The organism is Brevibacterium casei CIP 102111 (assembly GCF_900169275.1).
In the GTDB taxonomy this organism is placed as follows: domain Bacteria; phylum Actinomycetota; class Actinomycetes; order Actinomycetales; family Brevibacteriaceae; genus Brevibacterium; species Brevibacterium casei.
Genome location: NZ_FXZC01000004.1, coordinates 143487 through 167725, shown reverse-complemented (window position 1 = coordinate 167725; position 24239 = coordinate 143487). Strand labels below are relative to the sequence as shown.

Annotated in this window: 22 protein-coding genes; 5 read left to right on the top strand and 17 right to left on the bottom strand. The window is 68.3% G+C overall.

Annotated elements, in window-relative coordinates; genetic code table 11:
- Positions 1 to 5 precede the first annotated feature (5 nt).
- The 7 genes from BC102111_RS10610 to BC102111_RS10580 form a co-directional block, all read right to left on the bottom strand.
- Positions 6 to 1520, bottom strand: a complete 1515-nt coding sequence (locus BC102111_RS10610) for a tripartite tricarboxylate transporter permease (protein WP_009380114.1) — start codon at positions 1518 to 1520, stop codon at positions 6 to 8.
- Positions 1521 to 1529: 9 nt separating this feature from the next.
- Positions 1530 to 2057 carry a tripartite tricarboxylate transporter TctB family protein gene (locus BC102111_RS10605; RefSeq protein WP_095375226.1) on the bottom strand — a complete coding sequence of 176 codons (528 nt, stop codon included), beginning with the start codon at positions 2055 to 2057 and terminating at the stop codon, positions 1530 to 1532.
- Positions 2054 to 3112 (bottom strand): tripartite tricarboxylate transporter substrate binding protein, encoded by a 1059-nt coding sequence (locus BC102111_RS10600; protein WP_232252538.1) that lies wholly within the window; start codon positions 3110 to 3112, stop codon positions 2054 to 2056. Before BC102111_RS10600 ends, BC102111_RS10605 begins: the two co-directional genes overlap by 4 nt.
- 114 nt (positions 3113 to 3226) lie before the next feature.
- Positions 3227 to 4471, bottom strand: a complete 1245-nt coding sequence (locus BC102111_RS10595; RefSeq protein WP_101624291.1) for a CaiB/BaiF CoA transferase family protein — start codon at positions 4469 to 4471, stop codon at positions 3227 to 3229.
- A 2-nt stretch (positions 4472 to 4473) separates the two neighbouring features.
- Positions 4474 to 5394 carry a hydroxymethylglutaryl-CoA lyase gene (locus BC102111_RS10590; protein ID WP_101624290.1) on the bottom strand — a complete coding sequence of 307 codons (921 nt, stop codon included), beginning with the start codon at positions 5392 to 5394 and terminating at the stop codon, positions 4474 to 4476.
- Between the two features lie 249 nt (positions 5395 to 5643).
- Positions 5644 to 6213: a dihydrofolate reductase family protein gene (locus tag BC102111_RS10585; protein WP_101624289.1), complete on the bottom strand. Its 570-nt coding sequence runs from the start codon at positions 6211 to 6213 to the stop codon at positions 5644 to 5646.
- A gap of 4 nt (positions 6214 to 6217) precedes the next feature.
- Complete coding sequence (locus BC102111_RS10580) at positions 6218 to 7492, bottom strand: CaiB/BaiF CoA transferase family protein (protein WP_101624288.1); 1275 nt, start codon at positions 7490 to 7492, stop codon at positions 6218 to 6220.
- Positions 7493 to 7732: 240 nt separating this feature from the next.
- Here BC102111_RS10580 and BC102111_RS10575 point away from each other — a divergent pair, with 240 nt between their 5' ends.
- On the top strand, positions 7733 to 8032 hold the full coding sequence (locus tag BC102111_RS10575; protein WP_095375232.1) for a hypothetical protein: 300 nt from the start codon (positions 7733 to 7735) through the stop codon (positions 8030 to 8032).
- Between the two features lie 66 nt (positions 8033 to 8098).
- Here the strand turns inward: BC102111_RS10575 and kce are convergent, their stop codons facing one another.
- The 7 genes from kce to BC102111_RS10540 all read right to left on the bottom strand — a co-directional run bounded on the left by kce (position 8099) and on the right by BC102111_RS10540 (position 15577).
- Entirely contained in the window at positions 8099 to 9028 is a 930-nt protein-coding gene (gene kce / locus BC102111_RS10570) for a 3,5-dioxohexanoate:acetyl-CoA acetone transferase (protein ID WP_095375233.1), read from the bottom strand.
- 38 nt (positions 9029 to 9066) lie between these two features.
- Positions 9067 to 9840 carry an SDR family oxidoreductase gene (locus tag BC102111_RS10565; protein WP_095375234.1) on the bottom strand — a complete coding sequence of 258 codons (774 nt, stop codon included), beginning with the start codon at positions 9838 to 9840 and terminating at the stop codon, positions 9067 to 9069.
- A 26-nt stretch (positions 9841 to 9866) separates the two neighbouring features.
- Positions 9867 to 11210: an MFS transporter gene (locus BC102111_RS10560; protein WP_176472401.1), complete on the bottom strand. Its 1344-nt coding sequence runs from the start codon at positions 11208 to 11210 to the stop codon at positions 9867 to 9869.
- Between the two features lie 76 nt (positions 11211 to 11286).
- On the bottom strand, positions 11287 to 12417 hold the full coding sequence (locus BC102111_RS10555; RefSeq protein WP_095375235.1) for a LacI family DNA-binding transcriptional regulator: 1131 nt from the start codon (positions 12415 to 12417) through the stop codon (positions 11287 to 11289).
- A gap of 54 nt (positions 12418 to 12471) precedes the next feature.
- Complete coding sequence (locus tag BC102111_RS10550; protein ID WP_063248709.1) at positions 12472 to 13401, bottom strand: universal stress protein; 930 nt, start codon at positions 13399 to 13401, stop codon at positions 12472 to 12474.
- Positions 13398 to 14843, bottom strand: coding sequence for an APC family permease (locus BC102111_RS10545; RefSeq protein ID WP_009380138.1), 1446 nt, complete (start codon positions 14841 to 14843; stop codon positions 13398 to 13400). The genes BC102111_RS10550 and BC102111_RS10545 overlap by 4 nt, the downstream gene beginning before the upstream one ends.
- 179 nt (positions 14844 to 15022) lie before the next feature.
- Positions 15023 to 15577, bottom strand: a complete 555-nt coding sequence (locus BC102111_RS10540; protein ID WP_009380140.1) for a CGNR zinc finger domain-containing protein — start codon at positions 15575 to 15577, stop codon at positions 15023 to 15025.
- 85 nt (positions 15578 to 15662) lie between these two features.
- Here BC102111_RS10540 and BC102111_RS10535 point away from each other — a divergent pair, with 85 nt between their 5' ends.
- From BC102111_RS10535 to BC102111_RS10525, 3 genes are all read left to right on the top strand, one after another.
- Positions 15663 to 16898 (top strand): MFS transporter, encoded by a 1236-nt coding sequence (locus tag BC102111_RS10535; RefSeq protein WP_101624287.1) that lies wholly within the window; start codon positions 15663 to 15665, stop codon positions 16896 to 16898.
- A 72-nt stretch (positions 16899 to 16970) separates the two neighbouring features.
- Positions 16971 to 17414, top strand: a complete 444-nt coding sequence (locus tag BC102111_RS10530) for an ArsR/SmtB family transcription factor (protein WP_232252537.1) — start codon at positions 16971 to 16973, stop codon at positions 17412 to 17414.
- A 1-nt stretch (position 17415) separates the two neighbouring features.
- The gene (locus tag BC102111_RS10525) at positions 17416 to 17907 is read left to right on the top strand and encodes an SRPBCC family protein (protein WP_101624285.1); all 492 of its coding nucleotides are present in this window, start codon (positions 17416 to 17418) and stop codon (positions 17905 to 17907) included.
- Positions 17908 to 17971: 64 nt separating this feature from the next.
- Here BC102111_RS10525 and BC102111_RS10520 read toward each other — a convergent pair whose 3' ends face one another.
- Entirely contained in the window at positions 17972 to 18643 is a 672-nt protein-coding gene (locus tag BC102111_RS10520) for a GntR family transcriptional regulator (RefSeq protein ID WP_232252536.1), read from the bottom strand.
- The gene (locus BC102111_RS10515) at positions 18640 to 20508 is read right to left on the bottom strand and encodes a gamma-glutamyltransferase family protein (protein ID WP_101624283.1); all 1869 of its coding nucleotides are present in this window, start codon (positions 20506 to 20508) and stop codon (positions 18640 to 18642) included. The genes BC102111_RS10520 and BC102111_RS10515 overlap by 4 nt, the downstream gene beginning before the upstream one ends.
- 137 nt (positions 20509 to 20645) lie before the next feature.
- On the opposite strand from BC102111_RS10515, the gene BC102111_RS10510 reads away from it, so the two are divergent.
- On the top strand, positions 20646 to 21347 hold the full coding sequence (locus BC102111_RS10510) for a YoaK family protein (protein ID WP_101624282.1): 702 nt from the start codon (positions 20646 to 20648) through the stop codon (positions 21345 to 21347).
- Positions 21348 to 21682: 335 nt separating this feature from the next.
- Here BC102111_RS10510 and BC102111_RS10505 read toward each other — a convergent pair whose 3' ends face one another.
- Positions 21683 to 24235: a GcvT family protein gene (locus tag BC102111_RS10505; RefSeq protein WP_101624281.1), complete on the bottom strand. Its 2553-nt coding sequence runs from the start codon at positions 24233 to 24235 to the stop codon at positions 21683 to 21685.
- Between the last annotated feature and the right edge of the window lie 4 nt (positions 24236 to 24239).

Sequence of the window (24239 nt, the reverse complement as noted above, 5' to 3'; positions counted from 1 at the left end):
CTCCCTCATCCGACGCTCACATCTGCCAACAGCTTCCGTCGGCGCACCCACCAGCGGAAGACGAACGGACCGACGATGCCGGCGATCATGAGGATGATGATCGCCAGGGACACCGGCCGGGTGACCAGGGGTGCGAGCGATCCCCCGGAGATCTGGAGCATGCGGCGGAAGTTGTCCTCGAGGAGCGGAACGAGGACGAGCGCGAGGATCGACGGGGCGAGCGGGATGCCGCCTCGGTCCATGAGGTAGCCGACGACCCCGAAGATGCCGAGCATGATGAGGCCGAAGAGGCTGAACTCGATCGCGTAGGCGCCGATGACGACGAGGACGAGGATCGCGGAGAAGAGGATCTCCTTGGGCATCTTGAGGAGTTTGACGAAGACGCCGACGAGCGGGAGGTTGAGGATGATGAGGGCGACGTTGCCGACGTACATGCTCGCGATGATCGTCCAGATCAGTCCCGATTCGTCGCGGAAGATCAGCGGACCGGGCTGGAGTCCGTACATCGTGAAGACGAAGAGGAGCAGCGCCGTCGTCGCCGATCCGGGGATGCCGAGGCTGAAGAGGGGGACCATCGCACCGCCGACGCCGGCGTTGTTCGCCGCCTCGGGACCGGCCACTCCTTCGATCGCTCCTTTGCCGAACTCGTCTTTGCGCTTCGAGATCCGCTTCTCCATGATGTAGGACATGAAGGAGGCCAGCGACGGTCCGACACCGGGGAGGACGCCGATGATGAACCCGAGGACCGAGCCCCGCGCCCACGGGCCGGCCGAGCGCTGCCAGTCCTGCTTCGTCATCCACCGCTCGGAGCCGAAGCTCTGGATCTCCTCCTTCGCCCCCTGACCGAGCGCGAGGTTGCGGATCGCCTCGGGGATCGCGAAGAGGGCCATGGCGAAGATCGTGAAGTCGATGCCGTCGGAGAGCAGCGTGATGCCGAACGTCTGCCGTGGCAGGCCCGTCTGGAAGTCGAGGCCGATGAGGCCGACGGCGAGGCCGATGAAGATCGAGATGAGGGCCTTCGCTCGGGACCCGGTCGACATCGTCGAGGCGAGCAGGAGGGCTGCGGCCATGAGGAGGAAGTACTCGGTGGCCCCGAAGACGTTGGCGAGGCGGACGAGGACCGGGGAGAGGAACGTCAGCCCGATGATCGCGAGCGTGCCGGCGAGGAACGACCCGATCGCCGCGGTCGCCAGCGCCGCCTTCGCCCGGCCGCGCCGGGCCATCTCGTAGCCCTCGATCGCCGTCACCGCACTCGAGACCTCGCCGGGGGTCTTGATCAGGGTCGCGGTGATCGATCCGCCGTACATCGAGCCGTAGTAGATCCCGCAGAGGAGGATGAGGCCGTGCACGGGCTCCATCCCGAAGGAGACGGGGATGAGGATCGCGATCGCCGAGATCGGACCGATCCCCGGCAGGACGCCGACGACGGTGCCGAGCAGGACGCCGAGGAGGGCGAAGGCGAGACTGGCCGGCTGCAGCGCCGAGGCGAAGCCGCCTCCCAGATCGACGAGTGTGTCCATGCCCTCCCCCTATCCCAGGATTCCCACGGGCAGGTAGACCGCGAGCCCGAAGACGAAGGCGACGTAGACCGCGACGGAGAAGAGGACGGAGAAGACGAGGTTGCGGATCCACTTCTCCGGGGCGTAGAGACTCGTCACCGCCATGAGGAACGCCGCGGTCGAGAGGACGAAGCCGACCGGGATGACGATCGCGAGGTAGGCGAAGAAGAGCGCGAACTGGACCAGGACCCTGCGCCCCGCCGGCTCCGGCGGCGCCTCGATGACGACACCGCCGGTGGGTTCGGTGGTGCCGTCACCCAGGGACCCGGCCTCCGCCTCGGCGGGGTGGGTCCGACCCTGCCCGGTCCGAGCACTCCACACGGACTGTCCGGCGAGGAAGAGGCCGAGGACGATGAGCCCGGCGCCGACGATCTGGGGGAAGGTCCGCGGGGTGACGATGTCGGCCGTCTCCCGGATCGAGAAGGTCGCCGAGAGGTAGACGACCCCGATGACCGTGATGACGATCCCGGTGACGAGATCGCGCCGGGTCGCGGTCATTTGTCCGTGCCCAGTTCGGTCTCCTTGACACCCTCCTCGACCGTCTTCGCCGCTTCGTCGACGTAGCTCTGCGCGTCCTCACCGGTCCGGAACTCCGGCGCCCACTGGTTCTTCTTCACCGTGTCCTCCCACGTGGTCGACGTGCTCATCTTCTCCAGCGTCGTCGCCCAGTAGTCGACGGCCTCCTGCGGCATGTCCGCGGGACCGTAGACCCCGCGCCAGTTGCCGAGCGTGACGTCGTAGCCGGAGTCCATCGCGGTGGGCACCGATTCGAACGGGGCGAGCAGCGGCTTCTGGGCGAACGTGACGAGGGGGACGATGTCCCCGGATTCGAGGACGGACCGGAATTCACTCAGTCCGGCGATCGCGACCTTCGCATCCCCGTTGAGCATCGCCGTCGTCTGCTCGCCGCCGCCGTCGTAGTTGACGAAGTTGACGTCGGCGGGTTCGACCCCTGCGGCCTTCGCGAAGAGCGCGAACGGCAGCGTGTCGTCGCCGGCGGCGGCCACGGTCACCGCCTGCGGGTCGTCCTTGAGCGCGGAGACGAGGCCGTCGAGGTCGGCGATGTCACTGTCCTTGGGAGCGACGACGATGAAGTCCTCGACGTAGAGCGTGGCGATGAGGGTGGCGTCCTGCGGCCCGTACTCGCACAGACCCCGCGCCTTCATCGTCTGGCTCGCCAGCGAGGTGATCGCGATCTGGTCGTCCTTGCCCTTGTCCTGCTGCATCATCGTCGTCAGCCACGTGCAGCCCGTGCCGCCCGGCCGGTTCTGCACCGGCAGGGGCGTGGTGACGAGTTCGTCGCGCTGCAGGGCCTCGGTGACGGCGCGCGCCGTCGTGTCCCAGCCCGAGCCGGGTTCGGCAGGGGCCGTCACCGTCACCGGTCCCGACGGGTAGTCCCCGCCCTCCCCCGGCGGCTGGGCTCGGCCCTGGCATCCGGAGAGGACGAGCGCCGTCGCGGCGAGCGCGGCCCCCACGCCTGCCCACCGTCTCCTCTGCGCACCTTCCCTCGCCGAGGTGGTCCGACCTGTGCCTGTGATCGTCGTTGATCGCATTGCCACTCCTTGATCAGCTGCAGCTGCCTGCAGATCCCTGTCATCGTGTGTTGTCGTATAACTGCGGTGCTCGTGTCCGTGGTACTCGCGCCTGCGGTGCTCGCGGTGTTCCCGTCATTGCGACTGCGTCCTCTCCTCGCCGAGGTCGACGTCCGGGAGGTCGGGAGGGGTGCCCGAGTTCCCGTCCCGGTAGACCGCATTGTGCTCACCGGGGGCGGGGACGTTGCGGCGCAGGCCCAGTCGCTGTCCGTCGAAGGTGAGCGGCAGCAGCGGGATGTCGACGCTCTCCCCGTCGGGCAGGCCCGTGGCCGCCAATGCTCCCGAGGCCACGAGGTGGGGGTCGCTCGTGAGGTCGGCGGGGGTGTTGACGGGGGCGACGGGCAGGCCCCTGCGTGTGCACTTCCCCTCGATCTCGGCGAGGCTGAGTCGGGAGAGGGCGGCCTGGAGTTCGGCGTGGATGCGCTCGCGTTGGTCGACGCGGCCCTGGTTGTGCTCGAGCGCGGGATCCCGGGCGAGGTCGGTGAGCCCGAACTCGTCGCAGAGGTCGCGCCACTGCCCGTCGCTGACGGCGGCGACGAAGACCTGGCTGCCGTCCCGGTCGAGGAAGATGTCGTAGACGGCCCACGTCGCCCGCCGGGTGGGCATCGGCCGCAGCGGCTCCTCGCTCAGCTGGGCCTGCGCCATGTGGGTGCCGACGAGGAACGCGTTGTTCTCGAACAGGGCGGAGTTGACGAGTTGCCCGCGGCCGGTCTGCTCGCGCACCCGCAGGGCGGAGAGGATGCCGATGACCCCGAACATCCCGCCCATGATGTCGTTGACGCTTGCGCCCGCCCGCAGGGGCTGACCGGGAGGACCGGTCATGAAGGCGAGCCCGCCGAGCATCTGGACGACCTCGTCGAGGGCGGTGCGCTGCCCGTAGGGACCGGGAAGGAATCCCTTGAGGGAGGCGTAGATGAGGCGCGGGTTGCGGGCGGCGAGCTCGTCGTACCCGTAGCCCATCGACTCCATCTTCCCGACCCGGAAGTTCTCGAGGAGGACGTCGGCGGAGTCGATGAGGGTGAGGGCGACCTCCCGGTCGGCCGCCTCGGCGATGTCGAGCTGGACGCTGAGTTTGTTGCGGTTGAAGGCGGGGAAGAGTCCGGAGCCCGAGCCGGGCAGGTAGCGGGTCTTGTCGCCGGCCCCGCGGGGCTCGACCTTGATCACCTCGGCGCCGAGGTCGGCGAGGATCATCCCGCAGCTCGGGCCCATGACCATATGGGAGAACTCGACGACGCGGACGCCGGCCAGGGGCAGGGGCTCGCTCGGTCCGGCGTCGACGGCCGCCGCCTCGGTGCTGGTGTGCGGGTCCTCGTCGATCATGATCAGCCGCGGTAGGGTGCGGGGACGGCGGGGATCTGGGAGAGGCTCGAGCTCAGCTCGTGGCCGACGGCGGCGGTGAGCGGTGCCCGCACCTCGGCGAGCGCATCGACGTCGACGCCGGTCGCGACCCCTTCGCGGTGGAGGAGGTGGACGAGGTCGTCGGTGCCGATGTTCCCGGCCGCGCCCGGAGCGAACGGGCAGCCGCCGAGGCCGCCCATCGCGGCGTCGAAGTGTTCGACGCCGAGGTCGAGGGCGGCGATGACGTTGGCCATCCCGAAGTTGTACGTGTCATGGAGGTGGAGGCCGACCGACTTCCCCGGGAAAGCCTCCATGACCGCCGAGGTGTTCCGGCGCACCAGTGAGGGGTTGGCGTTGCCGATGGTGTCGGCGACGCCGATGCCGTAGGCGCCCGCCTCGACGAAGGGGCGGATGACCTCGACGAGGCGGTCGGGATCGGTGATCCCGTCGAAGGGGCAGATGAAGCTCACGGCCGTCGTGATGTCGAAGCGCACGCCGTGGTCGCGGGCGTAGTCGGCGGCGGCCAGCAGGCGTTCGGTGGCCTGGGCGATCGGTGCGTCCGAGTTCGCCTGCGAGTGGCCTTCGGAGGCGGAGACGACGAGTTTGATGTTCTTCGCTCCCGCATCGACGGCGCGTTCGGCACCCTTGAGGTTGAAGACGAGCGTGAAGAAGTCGACCCCCTGGTCCTCGTGCGGCCGAAGGCGTTCGAGAACCTCCCCGGTGTCGGCCATCTGCGGGACCTTCTTCGGGTTGACGAAGGATCCGACTTCGATCTCGGTGAGCCCGGCGGCGATGAGGCGCTCTGCGAGTTCGACCTTGACGTCCGTGGGCACGATGGCCGCCTCGATCTGCAGCCCGTCGCGCAGGGTCGTGTCGAGGATGTGCACCGTGTTCGGCCGGACCATGTGTCTCCCTCTGCGTCATCTCCGCATGAGCGGAACGATGATGGCGATATCGTCTCCCGCTCAGCGGGAGGATGCTTCCGGCATGCGCCCTCGCATGCTTACTTCAGAGATAGCATAAGCACGCCGTTGCAGGGAATGGCTGCGGGTCGCTATGTGAGAGCGGAGTGGGAAGTCGGCGTCCGTTGTCCCGGCAAACGGGACACTCGCGGTCGCGGCGGGATCCGGTCGTGTGCGGCTCAGCCTGCTTCTTCAGTGGCGCGGACGATAGTGGAGCACGGCAGCGCCCGACTCGAGTTCGCGACGGTCCGTGGGGACGAGGTCGACGACCTCGGCGAGACCGTTGAACACGTACGGCCCATAGCCGGCGATGCGCGGGTGGACGACGAACTCGTATTCGTCGATGAGTCCGAGTTCGGCGAGCGCCCGGGGCAGCGTCACTCCCCCGACGAAGAGTCCGCGGACGGAGTCGTCCTTGATCCGTTCGATCTCCGATCTGAGGTCGCTGCCGAGGAGTTCGGCGTTCCAGTCGACCTCGGTGAGCGTGCTCGAGACGACGTACTTCTTCGCCTTGTCGATGACCTCGGCGAAGACGTCGATGTCGGTCTGCGTCTCCGCGTCGGCGGCGTCGGTCTCGGGAGTCACTGCGGGCTGGCGCCACGCGGATTCCATGAGCTGGTAGGTCCTGCGGCCGAAGAGGAGGCCGTCGGCCTGTCGGAGGTTCTCGGCGTGGTGGGCGTGGAGATCCTCGTCGGGGTCGATCGCGAGGTGGTCGCAGCACCCGTCGACGGTGATGTTGATCGAATACCGCAGCTCTGCCATGGGCTCAGGGTACTGCCGGGCCTCCCGGTTCGGAAGGGTCCTCGGGTTCGCCCATTCCCAGCCAGGCGAGCACCTCGGCGGTGTGTTCACCGAGGTCGGGGCCGAGGTGATCGATGGGGATCGAGGCACCGCCGATGACCGGGGTGATGCCGGGGAAGGCGACGTCGTCGAGGACCTCCTCGCCGGTGGAGACGTCGATCTCCTGGATCATGTTCCGGGCGCGCAGCTGCTCATCGGCGACGAGGTCCTCGGCCGTGTAGATCGGCCCCGCAGGCACTCCCGCCTCGTCGAGGACCGCGACGACCTCGTCGACGTCGCGCTCGGCGCACCACGCTCCGATCGCCTCGTCGAGTTCGTCCCGGCGGTCCCATCGGCCGGCGTTCGTCTGCAGGTCGGGATCATCACCGAGGTCGGGTCGGTCGATCGCCGTCATCAGGCGGGCGAAGATGCCGTCGCCGTTGCCGGCGATGACGACGGACTTCCCACCGGCGCAGAGGTAGCCGTTCGAGGGCGCGATGCCCTCCATCCGACCACCGGTGCGCGTGCGGACCTCGCCGAAGGCCGAGTAGTCGGGGACGAGGGACTCCATGACGGAGAACATCGCTTCGTTGAGGGCGACGTCGACGGTGCGGTCGGCGAGCGGTCCCTCGCCCTCGAAGCCGACCTCCTTGCCTGTGACCGCCTCGGCGGCTCCGTGGATGCGCTGCCGCTGCCGGTCGAAGAGCATCATCACGGCCCCGAAGGCCGCCTGCATGCCGGCGATCGAGTCGCCGATCGAGATGCCCACGCGTACGGGTGGGCGGTCGGGATCGCCGACGAGTTCGCGGAATCCCGAATACCCCTCGGCGACGGCGGCGAAACCGGGTCGGGCCGACATCGGTCCGGTCTGACCGAACGCGGAGATCCGGACGAGGATGATCTCGGGGTTGACCTCCTCGAGGACGTCGGGGCCGATCCCCCACTTCTCCAGGGTGCCCGGCCGGAAGTTCTCAAGGACGATGTCGGAGCGGCGGACGAGCTCGAGGACGGCTTCGCGTCCGTCCTCGGAGCGCAGGTCGAGGGTCACGGACTTCTTGTTGCGGTTGATCGTGCGGTAGAGCATCGACGTCGTGCCGGCCTTGAGCCGCCAGTTGCGCAGCTCGTCGCCGGTGTCGGGACGTTCGACCTTGATGACCTCGGCTCCGAAGTCGGCGAGCATCCGGCCGGCGGTGGGGGCCGCGATGTAGTTGCCGAGTTCGAGGACCCGCACACCGGTCAGCGGGAGGCGGCGCGTTGTCATGGGAGGCTCCTGTTCTCCTGTCGGGCGTCCGCGTCGGCGGCCCGGACACGGTCCTTCCATGGTGCCAGGTCGAACCCGCCGAGGCGGACTCGTCCCTGACCATGAACGTGCCGTCGCCGGAGAGTTCGATGAATGTCGAGCAACCCCCCTTGCCTTATCGCGCGGAGTGTCGAAGACTGGCAGACACGCCGCGATGCGCGGCGCAGTGTCAGTGCGAGATCGATTCCCAAGGAGCAGATCATGACATCGGAGAACTTCGGAAGCAACGACCCGAGCGCCGAGGCGGGCCTCGGCCAGGAGAGTCAGCAGGGTCATCCCGGTCCCGGAAGCCAGGACGGTACGGAAGGCCAGCAGGGCCACCCGGGCACGGACAGCCAGCAGACCGGCGGTCAGCCGCAGGGTGACCGCGGCGGTGTCGGCGGCCTCGACGATCAGCAGGCCGGTCGCCCGGGCGGCGACGGGCGCGATCGCCAGCGGATCGAGGAGAGCGAGGACGAGGGCTTCGGCGGCACCCAGCCGGAGCGCGACGCACCCGCCTGAGGCGACCCCACCCCGAGTTCTGAGGGACCGCATGCCGAGCGTGCGGTCTCTCGGAGCGCGACCGGGTCAGAACTCGACCCGGTCGGCTCCCTTGAGGCCGAGCATGGCCCGCGCCTCGTCTGGGGTCGCGACCTCCATCCCGAGCTCTTCGACGATGCGGCGCATCTTCTCCACCTGCTCGGCATTCGACTCGGCGAGTCGGCCGGGCCCGATCCACAGCGAGTCCTCGAGGCCGACGCGGATGTGGGAGCCCATCGTCACCCCCATCGTCGCGAGCGGCTGCTGGTTGCGTCCCGCGCCGAGGATCGACCACTGGTAGTCCTCGAGGAGTCGATCTGCGGTCCGCCGCATGTGCATGAGGTCCTCGGGGTGGCCGCCGATGCCGCCGAGGAGACCGAACACCGACTGGACGAACAGGGGCCCGGTGGCGAGCCCCCGCGACTGGAAGTGGGCGAGGCTGTAGAGGTGTGAGATGTCGTAGCACTCGAACTCGAACCGGGTGCCGTTGGCATTTCCGATCTCGAGGATGCGCTCGATGTCGGCGAACGTGTTCTTGAAGACGAGGTCACGGGAGTTCTCGAGGTGCTCTCGCTCCCACTCGTGCTCGAAGTCCTCGTACTTCTCGAGCATGGGGAAGAGACCGAAGTTCATCGACCCCATATTCAGGCTCGCAAGCTCCGGTTTGAACTCGGCGACCGGACGCATCCGCTCCTCGACGCTCATGTGCGGTGACCCGCCCGTGGTGATGTTGACGACCGCGTCGGAGTTCGCGGCGACCTTCTCGAGCACCGGTGCGAAATGCTCGGGGTCCTGCGAGGGTCTGCCGTCCTCGGGATCACGGGTGTGGAGATGGAGAATCGCCGCCCCCGCCTCGGCGGCCCCGATCGCGGCATCGGCGATCTCATCCTGGGTGACGGGAAGGTGGGGCGACATCGTCGGCGTGTGGATGGCGCCGGTCACCGCCGAGGTGATGATGACTTTGCGTGGCTGTGCCATGGGTTCGTGGTCCTCTGGGATCGGTGGGCAAGTGGGGGTCAGTAGAGCTTCTCGGTGTTGCCGTCGACGGCCATAGCCTGGCCCGTGACATGGGAGGCCATCGTCGAGGCGAGGAAGACGGCCATGTTGCCGATGTCGGCGGCCGCGGCGAGCTTCCCGAGGGACGCCTGCCCGGTGTAGAGCGCGGTGACCTCGTCGACGGAGACTCCGAGCATCTGCGCCTTCGAGGCGATGACCGCCTCGATGCGGGGACCGTCGACCGCACCCGGACAGATCGCATTGCAGCGGATGCCTTCGGGACCGAGTTCGATGGCAAGCGTCTTCGTCAGTCCCACGACCGCCCACTTCGACGCCGAGTACGGACTGCGTCCGGCCATGCCGAGACGCCCGGCGGCCGAGGAGAGGTTGACGATCGAGGCGCTGCCGCTCGTGCGCAGGAGCGGCAGGAAGTGCTTGACGCAGTAGAACTGGCTGTGGATGTTGACGTCGAACGTCGTGAGCCACGCTGCGGTCTCCAGCGTCTCGATCGGTCCCGTGGGACCGGCGATTCCGGCATTGTTGACGAGGACGTCGAGTCCTCCCCACAGCCCCGCCACCTCGGCGGCGAGCGCCCTGACCTCGTCCTCCGAGGCGGCGTTCGACACGGTCGCCCGCAGGCCGGTCTCGGCGGCGTCGGCGACGGCGGTCTCGGCGATGTCGGTCACCCACACCTCGGCGCCGGCGTCGCGGAACCGCTGGGCGATCTCCCGCCCGATCCCCGCGGCTCCCGCCGTGATGAGCACTCGTGCTCCGGTCAGTCCGAGCATGTCCATGGTCTCTCCTGTCGTCGTCGTCGAGGTCACTTGTGATCGGGATCCGCCGAGGTGGTCGGCACCGTCGCCGGGTCGGCTTCGTGTCCGCGCCTGAGGAACGGGATGAGGCACGCGCCGACGACGCAGACGGCGATGATGAACCACAGTCCCGAGGTCGCCGACCCGGTGAGGTCCTCCATGTAGCCCATGATGTAGGGCCCGAGGAATCCGCCGAGGAGGCCGATCGTATTGACGAGGGCGAGGCCTGCGGCAAGGCTCACTCCGGTCAGGCGGGTCGCGGGGAAGGTGAAGAGGATCGGCTGGAGGACGAAGAAGTTGAAGGTAGCCAGAGAGAAGCCGATGAGGCCGAGGACGGGTCCGCCGACCGCGCCGATGATGTAGCCGGCGATGATGCCGATCATCGCGGCCAGGGCGATCTTCTTCGACATCGACGCCGACGTCGCGAAGCGCGGGAGCAGGAGCGCGCCGATTGCGGAGAAGACCCACGGGACGGCGGTGAGCAGGCCGATCTCGACGGTGTTCATCTCGCCCCAGCTGCCGACGATCGTGGGGAGGAAGAAGTTGAGGGCGTAGACGGCGAGCTGGTGTCCGAAGTACACACAGATGACGAGGATGATCTGCGGGTCGCGGACGATGTCGAGGAGTCGGTGGTTCGAGGCTCCCGAGGCACCCGCGCGTTCCTCGGCGGCGATGGTCTGCTCGAGCCATTCGGCTTCCTCGGGCGAGAGGAACTTCGCCTTCCGCGGCCCGTCGGGCAGGTACTTCCAGACGACGAGTGCGAGGAAGCAGGCGGGCAGGCCTTCGATGAGGAACATCCACTGCCAGCCGTGGAGGCCGAGGAACCCGTCCATCGTCAGCAGCAGACCGCCGATGGGGGCGCCGATGATGTTGGCGATGGAGACTCCGAGGAGGAACATGCCGTTGGCCTTCGCCCGGTCCTTCACGGTGAACCACTGCGTGAGGTAGTACATGACGCCGGGGAAGAGTCCGGCTTCGGCGATGCCGAGGAGCATGCGGAGGATGTAGAAGGACCATTCGCCCTGGACGAACATCATCGCAGCGGAGATGAGGCCCCACGTGATCATGATCCGCATGATCCACCAGCGGGCACCGACCTTGTGCATGATCATGTTCGAGGGCACCTCGAAGAGCGCGTACGTGAGGAAGAAGAGCCCGGCACCGATGCCGTAGGCCGTTGCGGAGATCCCGAGGTCGATCTCGAGACGGTCCTTGGCCATGCCGATGTTGGTCCGGTCGAGGAACGCGAGGATGTAGGCGGCGATGAGCAGGGGCATGAGGCGGGCGAAGATCACCCGGTTGAGGACGGCGGGCGGCCTCAGGCCCGTCCTCGCGGAAGCGGTGTCGGACATGGTTCTCCTTCGGGGTCGGATCGAACGGTGTGGTCGCGGCGGCGGTGCCGGACTGGGAGGAACGTGCGGGGGCGGCTCAGCGGGCGGCGAGGGCGTTGAAGTCCTCGGGGTGGCAGCCGCAGCTGGTGCCGATGTGGAGCTGGTGGGGACAGATGACCGTGCGGGCGGGGGTGCCCGGTTCCGTGATGCGTTCGAGGAGGACGCGGAAGGCGGTCGTCGCCATCTCGACGACGGGTTGGACGATCGTGGTGAGCCCGAGCAGCGGTGAGCGCGAGCGGGCGAGACCGTCGCTGCCGACGACGATGAGCTCGCCCGGGATGTCGATGCCGTTGACGACCGCGTGCTCGATGACGCCGAGCGCGACCTCGTCGGAGCCGCAGACGATGGCCTCGGGTCGGTCGTCGGGATCGGCGAGGAGCTCTACGGCGGCGATCCGCCCGCCGCCCCGGTGCAGGCGGGTGCTCACGCGCCATCGCCCGGGGATGGGGACGTCGTGTGCGACCGCGGTGTCGATGAACGCGGCTTCCCTCGTCGCCGAGGCGGTGGAGAAGCGCGGCCCGATGACGGTGGCGACCTTCGTGACTCCGTGCCCGAGGACGTGGCCCATGAGTTCGCTGGCGGCCTGGGCGTCGTCGATGCCGATGAAGCTCGCATCGGCATGTTCGACGGTGCGGGAGAGGTTGACGACGGGGATCCGGGCCGCGCCGAGAGTGCCGTGGATCCGCGCGTCGAGGCGCATCCCGCCGGTCGAGATCACCCCGTCGACGTTGCGGGCGGCCATCGACGCGGCGACGTGGGCGAGGCGTTCGGGGTCGTCGCCGGTCGTCGAGACGAAGACGTCGAACCCCTCTTCGGCGGCGGCGTCGATGATCGCCTGCGCCCAGTGCATGTGCATGTAGTTGAGCATCGAGGGAACGATGAGTCCGACGACGCGGGTGAGGGAGCGGTTGTGCTTCGCCGCCGTCAGCGGCGACCGGTATCCGAGCTCGTTGGCGGTTTCGATGACATGGCGGCGCACGACCGGCGAGACGCCGGGCTTGCCGTTGAAGACGTAGCTGACGGTCGCTGTGGAGACTCCGCAGGCGCGTGCCACCTGTGCCGCTGAGACCCGCGGTCTGGGCTTGCCCGTCGACTGTTCCTGATGCATCGTCGCGTCCTTCACGTCCTTGTGGAGTTCGAACTCATTGCGCAGTCCGAACACTGCCATTGGACGACTGGAACGGTTCGTTAAGCAACGTTAAGTCGCGGCGGTCTCCTCCGTCTACGCCTCCGCGTCCTCCCGTGCCCGGGACGTGTACCGCGCTTTCGCGCGTCGGGGAACGACGACGACGGGGACCGGCGAGTTCTGGAGGATCCTCGTCGCATGGCTGCCGAGCGACACCCGCTTGAGCGTGCCGAGACCGGAGGACCCGAGCATCATCACCTCGGGGTCCTCCCACCCGATGCTCGTCAGCGCTGCCGCCCAGCTGGGTCCCGTGCCGATCGCCACCTCGGTCTCCCCGGGGCGGATGTCGAGTTCGTCGATCGAGCAGAGGATCCGGTCGGTGTCGCGGCGCACGACCCGCGTCCATTCGTCGACGATGCCCGCCTCGACGTCGCGTCCGATGCTCGCCGCCGAGAGCACCCGGGACCGGGGGGCGAAGGAGGCGATGCGGAAGGGGATTCCGGACTCCGCGGAGACCATCGCGGCCCCGAGGATGAGGTCCGCCGAGGTGGACGACCCGCTGTAGGCGGCGGTGATCCGTTTGAGCTTCGCCCCCGCCGAGGCGGTGAATCCCTCGGGCGCGAGGACGACGGGGAGTTCGGCGCTGTGGAGGAGTCCGGTCGAGACCGATCCCAGGGTGATCCGGCCGTCCCGACCGTCGTCGGCGGAGCCGACGACGAGGCGGTACGCGTCGACGCGTCGGCTGACCTCGAGCAGCCCCCGCCGCGACGAGCGGGCCGGGTGGACGATGTAGGTCGCCTCGATGTCATCGGGAACGAGCGCCCGCACCTGCTCAAGCGACGCCTCGGCGACGGTGTGGACATACGACTGGAATTCCGCGTCGATCTTGTCCCGGTTCGGCGGCCACGCCGTCGAACTCACGGACACGAGAGTGAGCGTCTTCGCGTACGAGCGGGCGAGGACGACTCCGAGCTCGACGGCTGAGGTGTCGTCCTGACCGGGGGCGACGCCGACGACGATGGTCATGACCGTCCTCCCGTGGGGTCGGTGGTGCCGCGTTCGGCTGCGGCCTGCTGCTTGCCGAGGACCGAGTTCCTTCGGCCGAAGACGAGGTAGAGGCCGATGATGGCCGCAGTCCAGATGACGAAGACGACGATCGTGATCGGCCGCAGGCTGCTGATGATCCACAGGCAGCCGAGGATCGAGAGGATCGGCAGGACCGGGTAGAACGGGACCTTGAAGCCGCGCTCGAGGTTCGGTTCGCGCACGCGGAGGATGATGACGGCGAGCGAGACGACGACGAAGGCGACGAGGGTGCCGATGCTCGTCATCTCGGCGAGGAAGTTGAGCGGGATGAACCCGGCGAGGATCGCGATGACGACCGTGACGACGATCGTGCCCTTGACGGGGGTGAGCGTGCGGGGGTTGACGTCCTGGAAGAGCTTGGGCATCATCCCGTCGCGCGACATCGTGAAGAGGATGCGGCTCTGACCGTAGATCGAGACGAGGGTGACGCTGAAGATCGAGATCACGGCGCCCGCGGCGACGACGGTGCCCGGCCAGGTCGAGCCGACGATGTTCTCGAGGATCGCCGAGAGGCCGGCGTCCTGCCCTTCGAACTCCTCCCACGGCTGAGCGCCGAGCGCGGCGACGGCGACGAGGACGTAGACGGAGGTGATGATGAGGAGCGCGAAGATCAGGGCCTTGGGCATCGTCTTCTTCGGGTTCTTCGTCTCATCGCCTGCGGTCGCGACGGCGTCCATGCCGACGTAGCTGAAGAAGATGAGGCCGGCACCGGCGACGACCCCGGAGAATCCGAAGGGGGCGAAGTTCGCGAAGTTGTCGGAGTTCCAGCCGGTGAGGCCGACGACGATGAAGAAGACGAGGACGCCGACCTTGATGCACACCATGATGGTGTTGACGACGACCGATTCCCCGGTGCCGCGGACGAGGAGGAAGCAGCACATCGCGAGGAGGAGGATCGCCGGGAGGTTGACGATGCCGCCCTCCTCGGGGGCATAGGCGAGGGCGTCGGGGATCTGGAAGCCGAAGAGGTTGAAGAGGAGCTGGTTGACGTACTGAGACCAGCCGACGGCGACGGCCGCTCCGGCGACGCCGTATTCGAGGAGGAGGCAGGCGGCCACGCCCATCGCGGGGAGTTCGCCGAGGGTGGCGTAGGCGTATGAGTAGGACGAGCCGGAGACGGGGACGCTGCCGGCGAGTTCGGCATAGCAGATGACCGCGAGACCGGCGACGACGCCGGCGATGACGAACGACCAGATGACCGCTGGCCCGGCGACGGGCACCGATTCGGAGAGGATGAAGAAGATGCCGGTGCCGATGGTCGATCCGACGCCGATCATCGTCAGGGAGAAGAGACCGATCGTGCGCTTGAGGTCGCTTGCCGCCTCCTCGCTGTCACGAGGCACCGGTTTGACCCGGAAGAGCTGCTGTCTGAGGGTTGCCATGACTGTCCTTCCCGACATCATCGTCTTCGGCCAGACCGTGCAAGCGGCCGAATCGGGGATTCAATTCGCCGCACCCTGCACGTCGTCTACGGTGACCCTACTGCACCATGGTTCAACAAGCGAGACGGGACGGCGAAATTCCCCGGATTGTGTCTCGCTCTCCGTGTGTCGCGGGTGGGTCAGTGCTGGGCCCGGGTATTGCGATAGTGCCGCAACGCCTTGTCGCGTCCCCCGCACATGCTCATCGAACACCAGCGCCGGCTCCGGTTGCGGGTGGTGTCGATGAAGAGCCACCGGCAGCCGGGGCACGATTTGACCCGGTCGAGGCGAGAGCCGGTGAGCTCGTCAATCGCCGATTCGGCGAAGAGCGCCGTGAGCGAATCCGCATCCCAGACATCGGGCCACTCCCGCGCGACCCCGGTCGTGGTGGGACCGTAGCCATATCGCGACAGCCCAGATGCATGGGCGTCGGTGACCACCTGGAGACCCTCTGCGGGAACCGCGTTGCCTTCTGCGACGGCGGCGAAGACGGCGAACACCGACTCTCGGAACGATCGCAGGTCGGCGAGCTCCTCGCCCGTCAACTCTCGCACCGGCCCCAGCCCGAGAGACTGTGCCCACGCGCGGGCAGTGTCTTCGTCACCGAGCCAGTCCCGATCCCCACCCTCGATGCGGTCGGGCACCGAGTTCACCAGCTCGAAGCACTGGGCATTGCCGACATGCTCGAAGTCCATACACCGACTTTACCACCTATCGACTCTTGACTGGTGATGTTCGACGATGAAGACTTAACCTACAAACAAGTTTTAGGTGGTTAGAATGCGTGCATCGTTCCGCTGGCTCTGGACCAGCGCAGGCACCGCCAACCTCGGCGACGGAATCACCGTCATCGCGCTCCCCCTCATCGCCCTCGCCGCGGATGCGCCCCCGGGGCACGTCGCCCTCGTCACCGTGGCTGCGACGATTGCGTGGCCGATCTTCGGCCTGCACGCAGGCTGGATTGTCGACACGGTCTCCCCGGCGAAGCTGCTCATCGCCGTCAACGCCATGCGGGTCCTCGCGCTCACCGCTCTTCTCATCGCCATCGCCGCCGACTTCGCGGTCTACGCGTTCACCATCGCCGCCGCGTTCGCCTACGGGCTCGCGGAGACCCTCGTCGACACCGCCCTCATCGCCACGGTTCCTCGAACGGTCGACCCCGGGCGGCTCACTGCAGCCAACAGCAGACTGGAGGCGACGATCAATGTCGCCAACCAGCTCGCCGGGCCTCCGCTGGCCGGCCTCCTCATCGGACTCTCGAGTCTTGCGGCCGCCGCCTCCGGAGCGGGGCTCTACGCCATGTCGGCGCTGGCCGCAGTCGGGCTCGCACTCACACACCAGCGCGGCGGGAACCCCGGTCGGGAATCCGGCGCAGCACTCCCACTTCGAGTTCGCGAGGGCATGCGCTTCCTCTGGAACCATCGGCCGCAGCGCGAACTCACGCTGCTCACCGCAGCCATGAGTGTGGTCTGGGGAGCTTGGACGTCGACGTTCGTCCTCTACGCCGTGGCGCCCGGCCCACTGGGTCTGTCGCCGGAAGCATACGGCCTGCTCCTCACGGGCATGGCCGTCGGCGGGATCGCCGCCTCGATGCTCACCTTCCGCCTCGAGCGCCTGCTCTCCCCCGCCGCGCTGCTCTTCGTCGACACGGTCGGGACGGTGGGTCTCGTCCTCCCCGCGGCCCTCGGTGCCCCGGTGCCCGTCATCGCAGTCGGCATCATTCTCGCGGGATCAGGGGCGACGGTCTGGCGGATCATCGTCGCCGTCGTCCGCCAGCAGGCGACGCCGCCTGATCTCCTCGGGCGCGTCTACTCGGCGTCGCGCGTCATCAGCTGGGGAGCGCTGCCGCTCGGTGCGAGCCTGGCTGCCGCCGGCGTGACCACTCTCGGCATGCAGCCCGTCCTGTGGATCGCCAGCGGTGTCGCCGTCGCCGTCTCCCTGTGGTTCGCTGCGCGTCTGCCGATGACCGCGCCCCTCATCAACGCCGCCGCCAGCGAGGCCGACGGGAACGGCTAGGGACTTTTATTCAACCAAACGGTTGACTAGGTGACTCGACGGGTCTACCGTCGTAATCAACCAACAGGTTGAATGAGAGAGGGGGGCTCAGTGGACGATCAGCTCTCGAAGGTGTTCGCGGCACTCGCGGACCCGACCCGCAGGGACATCGTCGCCCGACTGAGCGTCGCCGACGCGACCGTCGGCGACCTCGCCGAACCCTACGAGGTCAGCCTGCAGGCCGTGTCGAAGCACCTCAAGGTCCTCGAGGACGCGGGACTCGTCACCCGCAGCCGGGACGCCCAGCGCCGACCGGTGCACCTCGAGGACAACGTCTTCGACCTTATGACGAAATGGATCGAACGGTACCGACGCCAGGCGGAATCCCGCTATCAGCGCCTCGATGCCGTCCTCGAAGCGATGGACGCGGACGAGGACGGTGCGGCACCCGACTCAGGGGCCGCCTCGGCGAGGGAAGTCGGCACTTCGGCACAACCCACACCACCCATCACAGGGCAATCACGCAAAGGAGCATGACATGACCACCGACACCGATCACAGCCAGGTGAAGCTCGACGTTCCGGAGGGAACCCAGTCGCTCGAGATCACCCGCGATTTCAACGCGAGCCCTGACAGAGTGTTCCGCGCGCATATGGATCCCGAGCTCTTCGTCAAGTGGAACGGGCCCGAGGAGATCACGAACACGATCCGCGAATGGGACCCGAAGACCGGCGGGAACTGGAGCTACGTCTCCCGCGACGACAACGGCGAGTACGGCTTCTTCGGCTCCTTCCACGAGGTCCGCGAGAACGAGCGCATCGTCCAGACCTTCACCTTCGAAGGCTTTCCCGACGCGGTCAACCTCGAGATCATGACGCTGACCGACCTCGGCGACGGACGGACACGGCTGTCCTCGACGGCGATCTTCGACTCGGTCGAGTCCCGGGACGGCATGGTTGCCGCGGGCATGGAGTCCGGCATCGTCGAGGGCTACAACAAGCTCGACGCCCTCCTCGCCGAAGGGGCCTGAGGCTGGGGACCGGCCTTGGCTGGGGACCGCCCGCACCCAGCCGGCTGTCCCCAGCTGTGCGCGCCTAGTCGGCGGTCTCGGCCATCATCGCGAAGTACGCGTCGCGGCTGCGGCCGACGTGCTCACCCATGTGCTCGGCGGCTGTCGCCTCCTGACCGGCGTCGATGGCGGCGAGGATCGCGCGGTGCTCGGGCCAGGCGCGTGAGCCGCGGCGGCTGACGTTGAGCGAGTAGAGCCATTCGATCTTCCCCGAGATCTGCCGCAGCAGGCTGATGAGCGAGAGGCTGCCGCTGAGCTCGGCGATGGCGAAGTGGAAACGCATGTTGAGCACGGCGAGGTCCTCGAACCGCCCATCGGCGATGACGACCTCACCGGCCTCGAGGATGTCGTTGATCTCCTTGCGCACCGCTCGCCAGCGCGGATCGGGCTCCTCACCGTCGGCGAGGGCGGCCGCGCGCTTCGCCGCCCGTCTGGCGGTCGCGGATTCGAGGACGATGCGGATCTCGAAGAGGTCCTCGGCGTCCTCGATCGGCGACGGCGCGACGACGCTGCCGACGTAGGGTCGGGATTCGACGAGCCCCTCGGCTTCGAGCGAGCGCAGCGCCTCTCGGACGGGGATCCGTGAGACCGCGTACTGCTTCGCCAGCGCCGTCTCCCGCAGCTTCGTCCCGGGGGCGAGGACGCCGGAGATGATGTCGGAGCGGATGCGGGCCCCGACGACGTGCGTCGGCATCATCGACCCGCCGCGTAGCCCTGGGCACCGCGCGGGTTGGCCGCGGCGGCCAGCGTCCCGGTCTCCGGTTCGCGTGTCACGCACGAGAGTCGTCCGAGCTCCCAGTCACCCGCCCGCGTCACCTCGTGACCGCGTCGGCTCAGCCCCTGGATGACCTCATCGCCGAGGCGGTCCTCGACGACGGCTCCGGCCGACACCCAGGTGCGGGGCCAGAACGAACCGGCGAGCGCGGTCGTGTGCAGGGCCGGGGCGTCGATCGCCTGTTGCGGAGCATAGCCGCCGACGAGCATGCGGAGGATCATGAGCAGCTGCCACTGCTCCTGCTGGTCACCGCCTGGCGAGCCGAGGGCGATGACCGGCTGCCCGTTCTTCGAGATGAGCGTCGGCGTCAGGGTGGTGCGTGGCCGCCTGCCCGGTCGCAGTGCCGACGGGGAGGTCTCGTCGAGCCACATCATCTGCAGGCGGGTGCCGAGGCAGAAGCCGAGATCGGGCACGACGGGCGAGGACTGCAGCCATCCTCCCGAGGGCGTCGCCGAGATGATGTTGCCCCACCGGTCGACGACGTCGATGTGGCAGGTGTCGCCGTTGTTCGTGCCGTTCTTCTGCACGGTCGGTTCGCCGATGCCCGCCTTGATGAGCTCCTCCTTGTCCGCGCCTTCGGGAACGAGCGGAGGGGTGAAGGTCGGAGCACTGCCGTCCCGACCGGACCCGGGCCGGAACTCGTCCGACGCGGTGTCGGCGATGAGCGCTCGCCGACTCGCCGCGTAGTCCTCGCTGAGCAGCCAGTCGAGGTCGACGTCGGCGTCGCCGTAGTAGGCGTCGCGGTCGGCCATCGCGAGTTTGAGTGCCTCGAGAATCGTGTGGGCACCGATCTCGGTCGAGGGGTCAAGGCGCTCGTCGTCGAAGCCCTCGAGGATGCGCAGGGTCTGGAGCAGCGCCGGTCCCTGTCCCCACGGGCCGATCTTCGCGATCTCGTACCCGCGGAAGGTGATCGTCACCGGGGTCTCGAACTCGGCGTCGAAGCCTGACATGTCGTCCACGGTGATGACCCCGGCGTGGTCCCCTCCGGTCGAGTGCCGGTGCGGGCTCGTGACGAACTCCGCGATCGCCTCGGCGACGAACCCGGACTTCCACGCCGTCCGTGCGGCCCGGATCCTCTCGACCCGAGCATCCCCGGAACCCTGCGTTTCGCTGCCGCTGTCGGCGGCGTCAGTCTCTGCAGCACCAGCACTGGCCACGCCGTCACCGGCGGCGATGAGGCGGCGGAGCACCTCGGCGTAGGGGCGGTTGACGATGATCTCCCCCGCCGCGGGGATGCGGCCGCCGGGCATCCACAGCTGCGCCGAGGTCGGCCAGTGCTCGGTGAAGAGCTCCTGCACGCGTTCGATCGTGCCGACCACGCGGGCGAGGACGGGGTGGCCGTTCTCCGCGTAGTCGATGGCGTAGGCGAGGACATCGGCGAGCTCCCAGGTCCCGTGCTCCTGAAGGAGGAGAAGCCACGCGTCGACGGAGCCGGGGACGGCTGCGGCGAGCGCTCCGGCGCCGGGGACCATGTCGAGGCCCTCGCTGCGGTAGTGCTCGATCGTCGCCCCGGCCGGGGCGGGACCCTGACCCATGAGGATCTGGGGGTGGGAGGGATCCTCGGCGGTCGCAAAAACCCCGGTCATGTCCCCGCCGGGGCCGTTGAGGTGGGGTTCGACGACGTGGAGGACGAAGGCGCCGGCGACGGCGGCGTCGAAGGCGTTCCCGCCGCGTTCGAGGACGGACTGCGCCGAGGCGGTCGCGAGCCAGTGCGTCGATGCCGACATCCCGAAGTGGCCCTCCAGGGTGGGGCGGGTGGTGAAAGCGGCCGGCGGCGTGTACGCCATGTCAGTGTCCCTTCATCGAGTTGGGGTCGAGGGCGTTGCAGATATTGCATACAATCTAACGTGGACTCACTGTTTTGTATACAACCGGACCCCGCTGTCCGAGTCGGACGGTCGGGCCGCTGCGAAAGGGGGCCGCGATGGATCGCCGTCTCGACCTGGCCATGCTCCTCGTGCTCACCTTCTCCACCGGGATGGTCGACGCGATCGGCTACCTCGGCTTCGACAAGATCTTCACCGCTAACATGACGGGCAACGTCGTCATCCTCGGCATGGCGCTCACCGGCGCGGACGACCTGCCGGTGCTGCGGCCCGCGCTTGCGCTCGTCTTCTTCATGGTCGGCGCAGCGATCGGCGGTCGCGTCCTCGGTCAGCGCGGAGCGGACTGGCACCACCGCACGACGGTGATCTTCGCCCTCGTCGCGCTCGGCTGCGCGGGCCTCGCGGTCTACGTCGGCCTCGTCCCGAACCCGGAGATCGGGCTCGCGGGAACGGTCTTCACCTCGGCGCTCTCCACCCTCATGGGCGTCCAGGCAGCAGCGGCGAGGCGGATGAAGATCGCCGACATCACCACCGTCGTCGTCACCTCGACGATCGTCGGCCTCGCCTCGGACTCGCGGCTGGCCGGCGGGGACAGCACGAACTGGGTGCGTCGCGTCCTCGCCGTCGTCCTCATCCTCGCCGGTGCCCTCGCCGGTGCCGCATCCCTGCTCATCAATCAGTGGATCGGCATCGCGATCGTCGCCGTCATCATCGCCGTCGCCGCATTCATCGGTCACCGCGGGATGCATCGCCGCACCCGCGCCGAGGCGGCCACCACTCCCGCCGAGGCCCGAACCTGACCAGCGCCGCTCCCCGGTCAGGGCCCCCGCCCAGGGCCTCCCCGCTCGATCCACGCCGCGGGTGAAATCCGCGTCGCCCGGGACGCGGAATTCGGGCCCCGCGTGGATCGGCAGCCGGCCGCGTCGCGAGCACGTCGATTTTCGGGCCCCGCGTGGATCGAGCGGGGGACCCGGCTCGGCAGCCGCCCGACTCCAACACGTTTCGAGGACGCTGAGTGTCGATTCTGAGCTCGCGGATCGACACTGCGCGTCCTTAGGCCCGTTCGGCGGCGCGGCGGCGGGGACGGCGCGGGCGGTGCGCTGCGCACCACCTGCGCCGCCTCAGCACTCGGGTCTCACCCGCGCAGGCGGGTCATCTCCGGGTCGTAGAGCGGTTCGGCCGTGACGGTGGCGGGCACTCGGCGGCCGAAGTACTCGATCTCGACGGCGTCGCCGACGCCCAAAGTGTTCGGCAGCCACGCGTAGGCGATCGCCTTCCCGATCGTGTACCCGTACGCCGCCGAGGTGACGTACCCGTCCGCCCGAGTCGCGGAGTCCTCGGATCCGCCGTTCGCCTCGGCGCTCGCGTCCTTCGACGCGCCGTCCGCGACGTACACCGGTTCCTTGCCGAGCACGATGTCGCTCGGCTCGTCGAGGGTGAGGCACGTGAGCCTCTTCGTCGTTCCCGCCGCCCGATCGGCGAGCGCCGCCTTGCCGACGAAGTCGTCGGTCTTCGAGGCCTTGACGGCGAACCCGAGACCCGCCTGCTCCGGTTCGTGCTCGCTCGTCATGTCGGTGCCGAAGGACCGGAATCCCTTCTCCAGCCGCAGCGAGTTGAATGCCTCGCGGCCGGCGGCGATGATCCCGAACTCCTGCCCGGCGTCCCAGAGCACATCCCAGAGCCTGTGTCCGAGATCCGCCGAGGTGTAGAGCTCCCAACCGAGTTCCCCGACGTAGGACAGGCGCATCGCCGTGACGGGGATGCCCGCGACCGAGATCTGCTTCGTCCGGAAGTACTTGAGTCCCTCGTCACTGAGGTCGTCGTCGCTCACGGCGGCGATGACGTCGCGGGCGCGCGGTCCCCACAGCCCGATGCAGCATGTGCCCGGGGTCGTCTCCCGCACGGTCACCCACTGGCTCGGGTCCTCCGCGGTCTGCCGCTTGGCCGCCCTGGTGATGTAGGCGAGGTCGATGTTGCTGTTCGCTCCCACCTGGTAGGTCTCCTCGTCGAGGATCGCCACGGTGATGTCCGAGGTGATCCCGCCCGCCTCGTCGAGCAGCAGCGTGTAGCTCACCGCCCCGGGTTTGCGCAGCATCGACGACGTCGTCAGCCCGTGGAGCAGCCGGCCGGCGCCGGGACCGTTGACCTCGAAGCGCTTGAGCTGGGTCATGTCGTACATCGCGACGTTGGTCCGCGTCTTCCACGCCTCGACCGCGGCGATGGGCGAATGGAACTGGTTCGCCCAGTCGTCGCGCTCGGGAGCCCGCCATTCCTCGGGCAGCTCGTCGAGCAGTGCGGCGTTCGCCTCGTACCAGTGCGGGCGCTCCCATCCCGCGGCCTCGAGGAAGAACGCGCCGAGCTCCCGCTGCTGGGCATTGAACGGGCTCATCCGCACGTCGCGGGGCGAGACCCTGGGCTGGAGCGGGTGGAGGACATCGTAGATCTCGCGGAAGTTCTGCTGCGAGGTCTCGCTGACGTACTCGGGAGCCGTCTGGATGTCTTCGAACCGATTGAGGTCGAGGCCCGAGAGGTCGGTCTCGGAGTGGCCGTGCGCGATGAGCTCGGCGACGGCCTTCGCGACACCTGCGGCATGGGTGACCCACACCGCCTCGGCGACGAAGAAGCCGTCGACGTTCCGGGACTGACCGACCAACGACCCGCCGTCGGGAGTGAAGGAGAAGATCCCGTTGAACCCGCGCTGGATCTGCGTCTGCGCGAGTTCGGGGAGGATCTCCTGGCTGATCTCCCATTCGCGGGCGAAGTCCTCGGGCGTGAAGGTCAGCGACGAGGGCATCCGCTCGTCCGTGATCTCGTCGGGCGAGTACTGCGGCAGCGTGTCGAGGTCGACGGGCATGGGGCGGTGCGCGTACGAGCCGATGCCGATCCGCTCACCCCACTCCCGGTAGTAGAGGTCCTCGTCCTGGTAGCGCAGGATCGGGGCGCTCGCTCCCTTCGGCAGCTCGTTCTTGCCCTCCAGGCTCGGCACTTCCGTCGACCACGCGAACTGGTGGGCGAGCGGCAGCAGCGGGATCGGGGTGTCGGCCATGGCGCCGATCTTCGGCCCCCAGAAGCCCGCGCAGCTGACGACGATGTCGGCAGGGAACCGCTCGTCCCCGGCGATGACGGCCGAGACCTTCCCAGCGGAGTGTTCGATGTCGGTGACGACCGTGCGGTCGCGGAACTCGACGCCCGCGGCCTGGGCGCGGGCGATGACGAGCTGGGTCCCCTGGGCGGCGAGCGCGAGCCCGTCACCGGGAGTGAAGAGCCCGCCGAGAACCATCTCGGGATTGAGCATGGGGAACCGGCGCAGACACTCCTCGGCGTCGATGACCTCGGCGTCGACGCCCCACGCCCGATTCCAGCCGGCCCGCCGCTCGAGGTCGTGGAGGCGCTCGGGTTTCGTCGCGATCTCGAGCCCGCCGACGGGCAGGAACGAGCCCTTGCCGTCAGGTCCGGTGAGCGAGGTGAGCTTCTCGATCGTGTACTGCGCGAACTCCGTCATCGACTTCGACGGGTTCGACGAGAAGACGAGGCCGGGAGCGTGCGACGTCGACCCGCCCGGGATCGTCAGCGGCCCCTGCTCGAGGACAAGCGTGTTGGTCCAGCCCAACCGGGCGAGTTCGTCGGCGAGGTTGGCCCCGACGATGCCCGCTCCGATGATGACGACCCGTGGGGAGGAATTCGACACTGGG

What these genes read in the sequence shown, in the direction of transcription:
- BC102111_RS10540 (WP_009380140.1), bottom strand. Translation starts at nt 15,577, where the DNA reads ATGGACTTCGAGCATGTCGGCAATGCCCAGTGCTTCGAGCTGGTGAAC.
- BC102111_RS10585 (WP_101624289.1), bottom strand. Translation starts at nt 6,213, where the DNA reads ATGGCAGAGCTGCGGTATTCGATCAACATCACCGTCGACGGGTGCTGC.
- BC102111_RS10580 (WP_101624288.1), bottom strand. Translation starts at nt 7,492, where the DNA reads ATGACAACGCGCCGCCTCCCGCTGACCGGTGTGCGGGTCCTCGAACTC.
- BC102111_RS10530 (WP_232252537.1), top strand. Translation starts at nt 16,971, where the DNA reads ATGAGAGAGGGGGGCTCAGTGGACGATCAGCTCTCGAAGGTGTTCGCG.
- BC102111_RS10550 (WP_063248709.1), bottom strand. Translation starts at nt 13,401, where the DNA reads ATGACCATCGTCGTCGGCGTCGCCCCCGGTCAGGACGACACCTCAGCC.
- BC102111_RS10515 (WP_101624283.1), bottom strand. Translation starts at nt 20,508, where the DNA reads ATGGCGTACACGCCGCCGGCCGCTTTCACCACCCGCCCCACCCTGGAG.
- BC102111_RS10510 (WP_101624282.1), top strand. Translation starts at nt 20,646, where the DNA reads ATGGATCGCCGTCTCGACCTGGCCATGCTCCTCGTGCTCACCTTCTCC.
- BC102111_RS10610 (WP_009380114.1), bottom strand. Translation starts at nt 1,520, where the DNA reads ATGGACACACTCGTCGATCTGGGAGGCGGCTTCGCCTCGGCGCTGCAG.
- BC102111_RS10520 (WP_232252536.1), bottom strand. Translation starts at nt 18,643, where the DNA reads ATGATGCCGACGCACGTCGTCGGGGCCCGCATCCGCTCCGACATCATC.
- BC102111_RS10525 (WP_101624285.1), top strand. Translation starts at nt 17,416, where the DNA reads ATGACCACCGACACCGATCACAGCCAGGTGAAGCTCGACGTTCCGGAG.
- BC102111_RS10595 (WP_101624291.1), bottom strand. Translation starts at nt 4,471, where the DNA reads ATGATCGACGAGGACCCGCACACCAGCACCGAGGCGGCGGCCGTCGAC.
- BC102111_RS10535 (WP_101624287.1), top strand. Translation starts at nt 15,663, where the DNA reads ATGCGTGCATCGTTCCGCTGGCTCTGGACCAGCGCAGGCACCGCCAAC.
- BC102111_RS10545 (WP_009380138.1), bottom strand. Translation starts at nt 14,843, where the DNA reads ATGGCAACCCTCAGACAGCAGCTCTTCCGGGTCAAACCGGTGCCTCGT.
- BC102111_RS10555 (WP_095375235.1), bottom strand. Translation starts at nt 12,417, where the DNA reads ATGGCAGTGTTCGGACTGCGCAATGAGTTCGAACTCCACAAGGACGTG.
- BC102111_RS10575 (WP_095375232.1), top strand. Translation starts at nt 7,733, where the DNA reads ATGACATCGGAGAACTTCGGAAGCAACGACCCGAGCGCCGAGGCGGGC.
- BC102111_RS10560 (WP_176472401.1), bottom strand. Translation starts at nt 11,210, where the DNA reads ATGTCCGACACCGCTTCCGCGAGGACGGGCCTGAGGCCGCCCGCCGTC.
- BC102111_RS10605 (WP_095375226.1), bottom strand. Translation starts at nt 2,057, where the DNA reads ATGACCGCGACCCGGCGCGATCTCGTCACCGGGATCGTCATCACGGTC.
- BC102111_RS10600 (WP_232252538.1), bottom strand. Translation starts at nt 3,112, where the DNA reads ATGCGATCAACGACGATCACAGGCACAGGTCGGACCACCTCGGCGAGG.
- kce (WP_095375233.1), bottom strand. Translation starts at nt 9,028, where the DNA reads ATGGCACAGCCACGCAAAGTCATCATCACCTCGGCGGTGACCGGCGCC.
- BC102111_RS10565 (WP_095375234.1), bottom strand. Translation starts at nt 9,840, where the DNA reads ATGGACATGCTCGGACTGACCGGAGCACGAGTGCTCATCACGGCGGGA.
- BC102111_RS10590 (WP_101624290.1), bottom strand. Translation starts at nt 5,394, where the DNA reads ATGGTCCGGCCGAACACGGTGCACATCCTCGACACGACCCTGCGCGAC.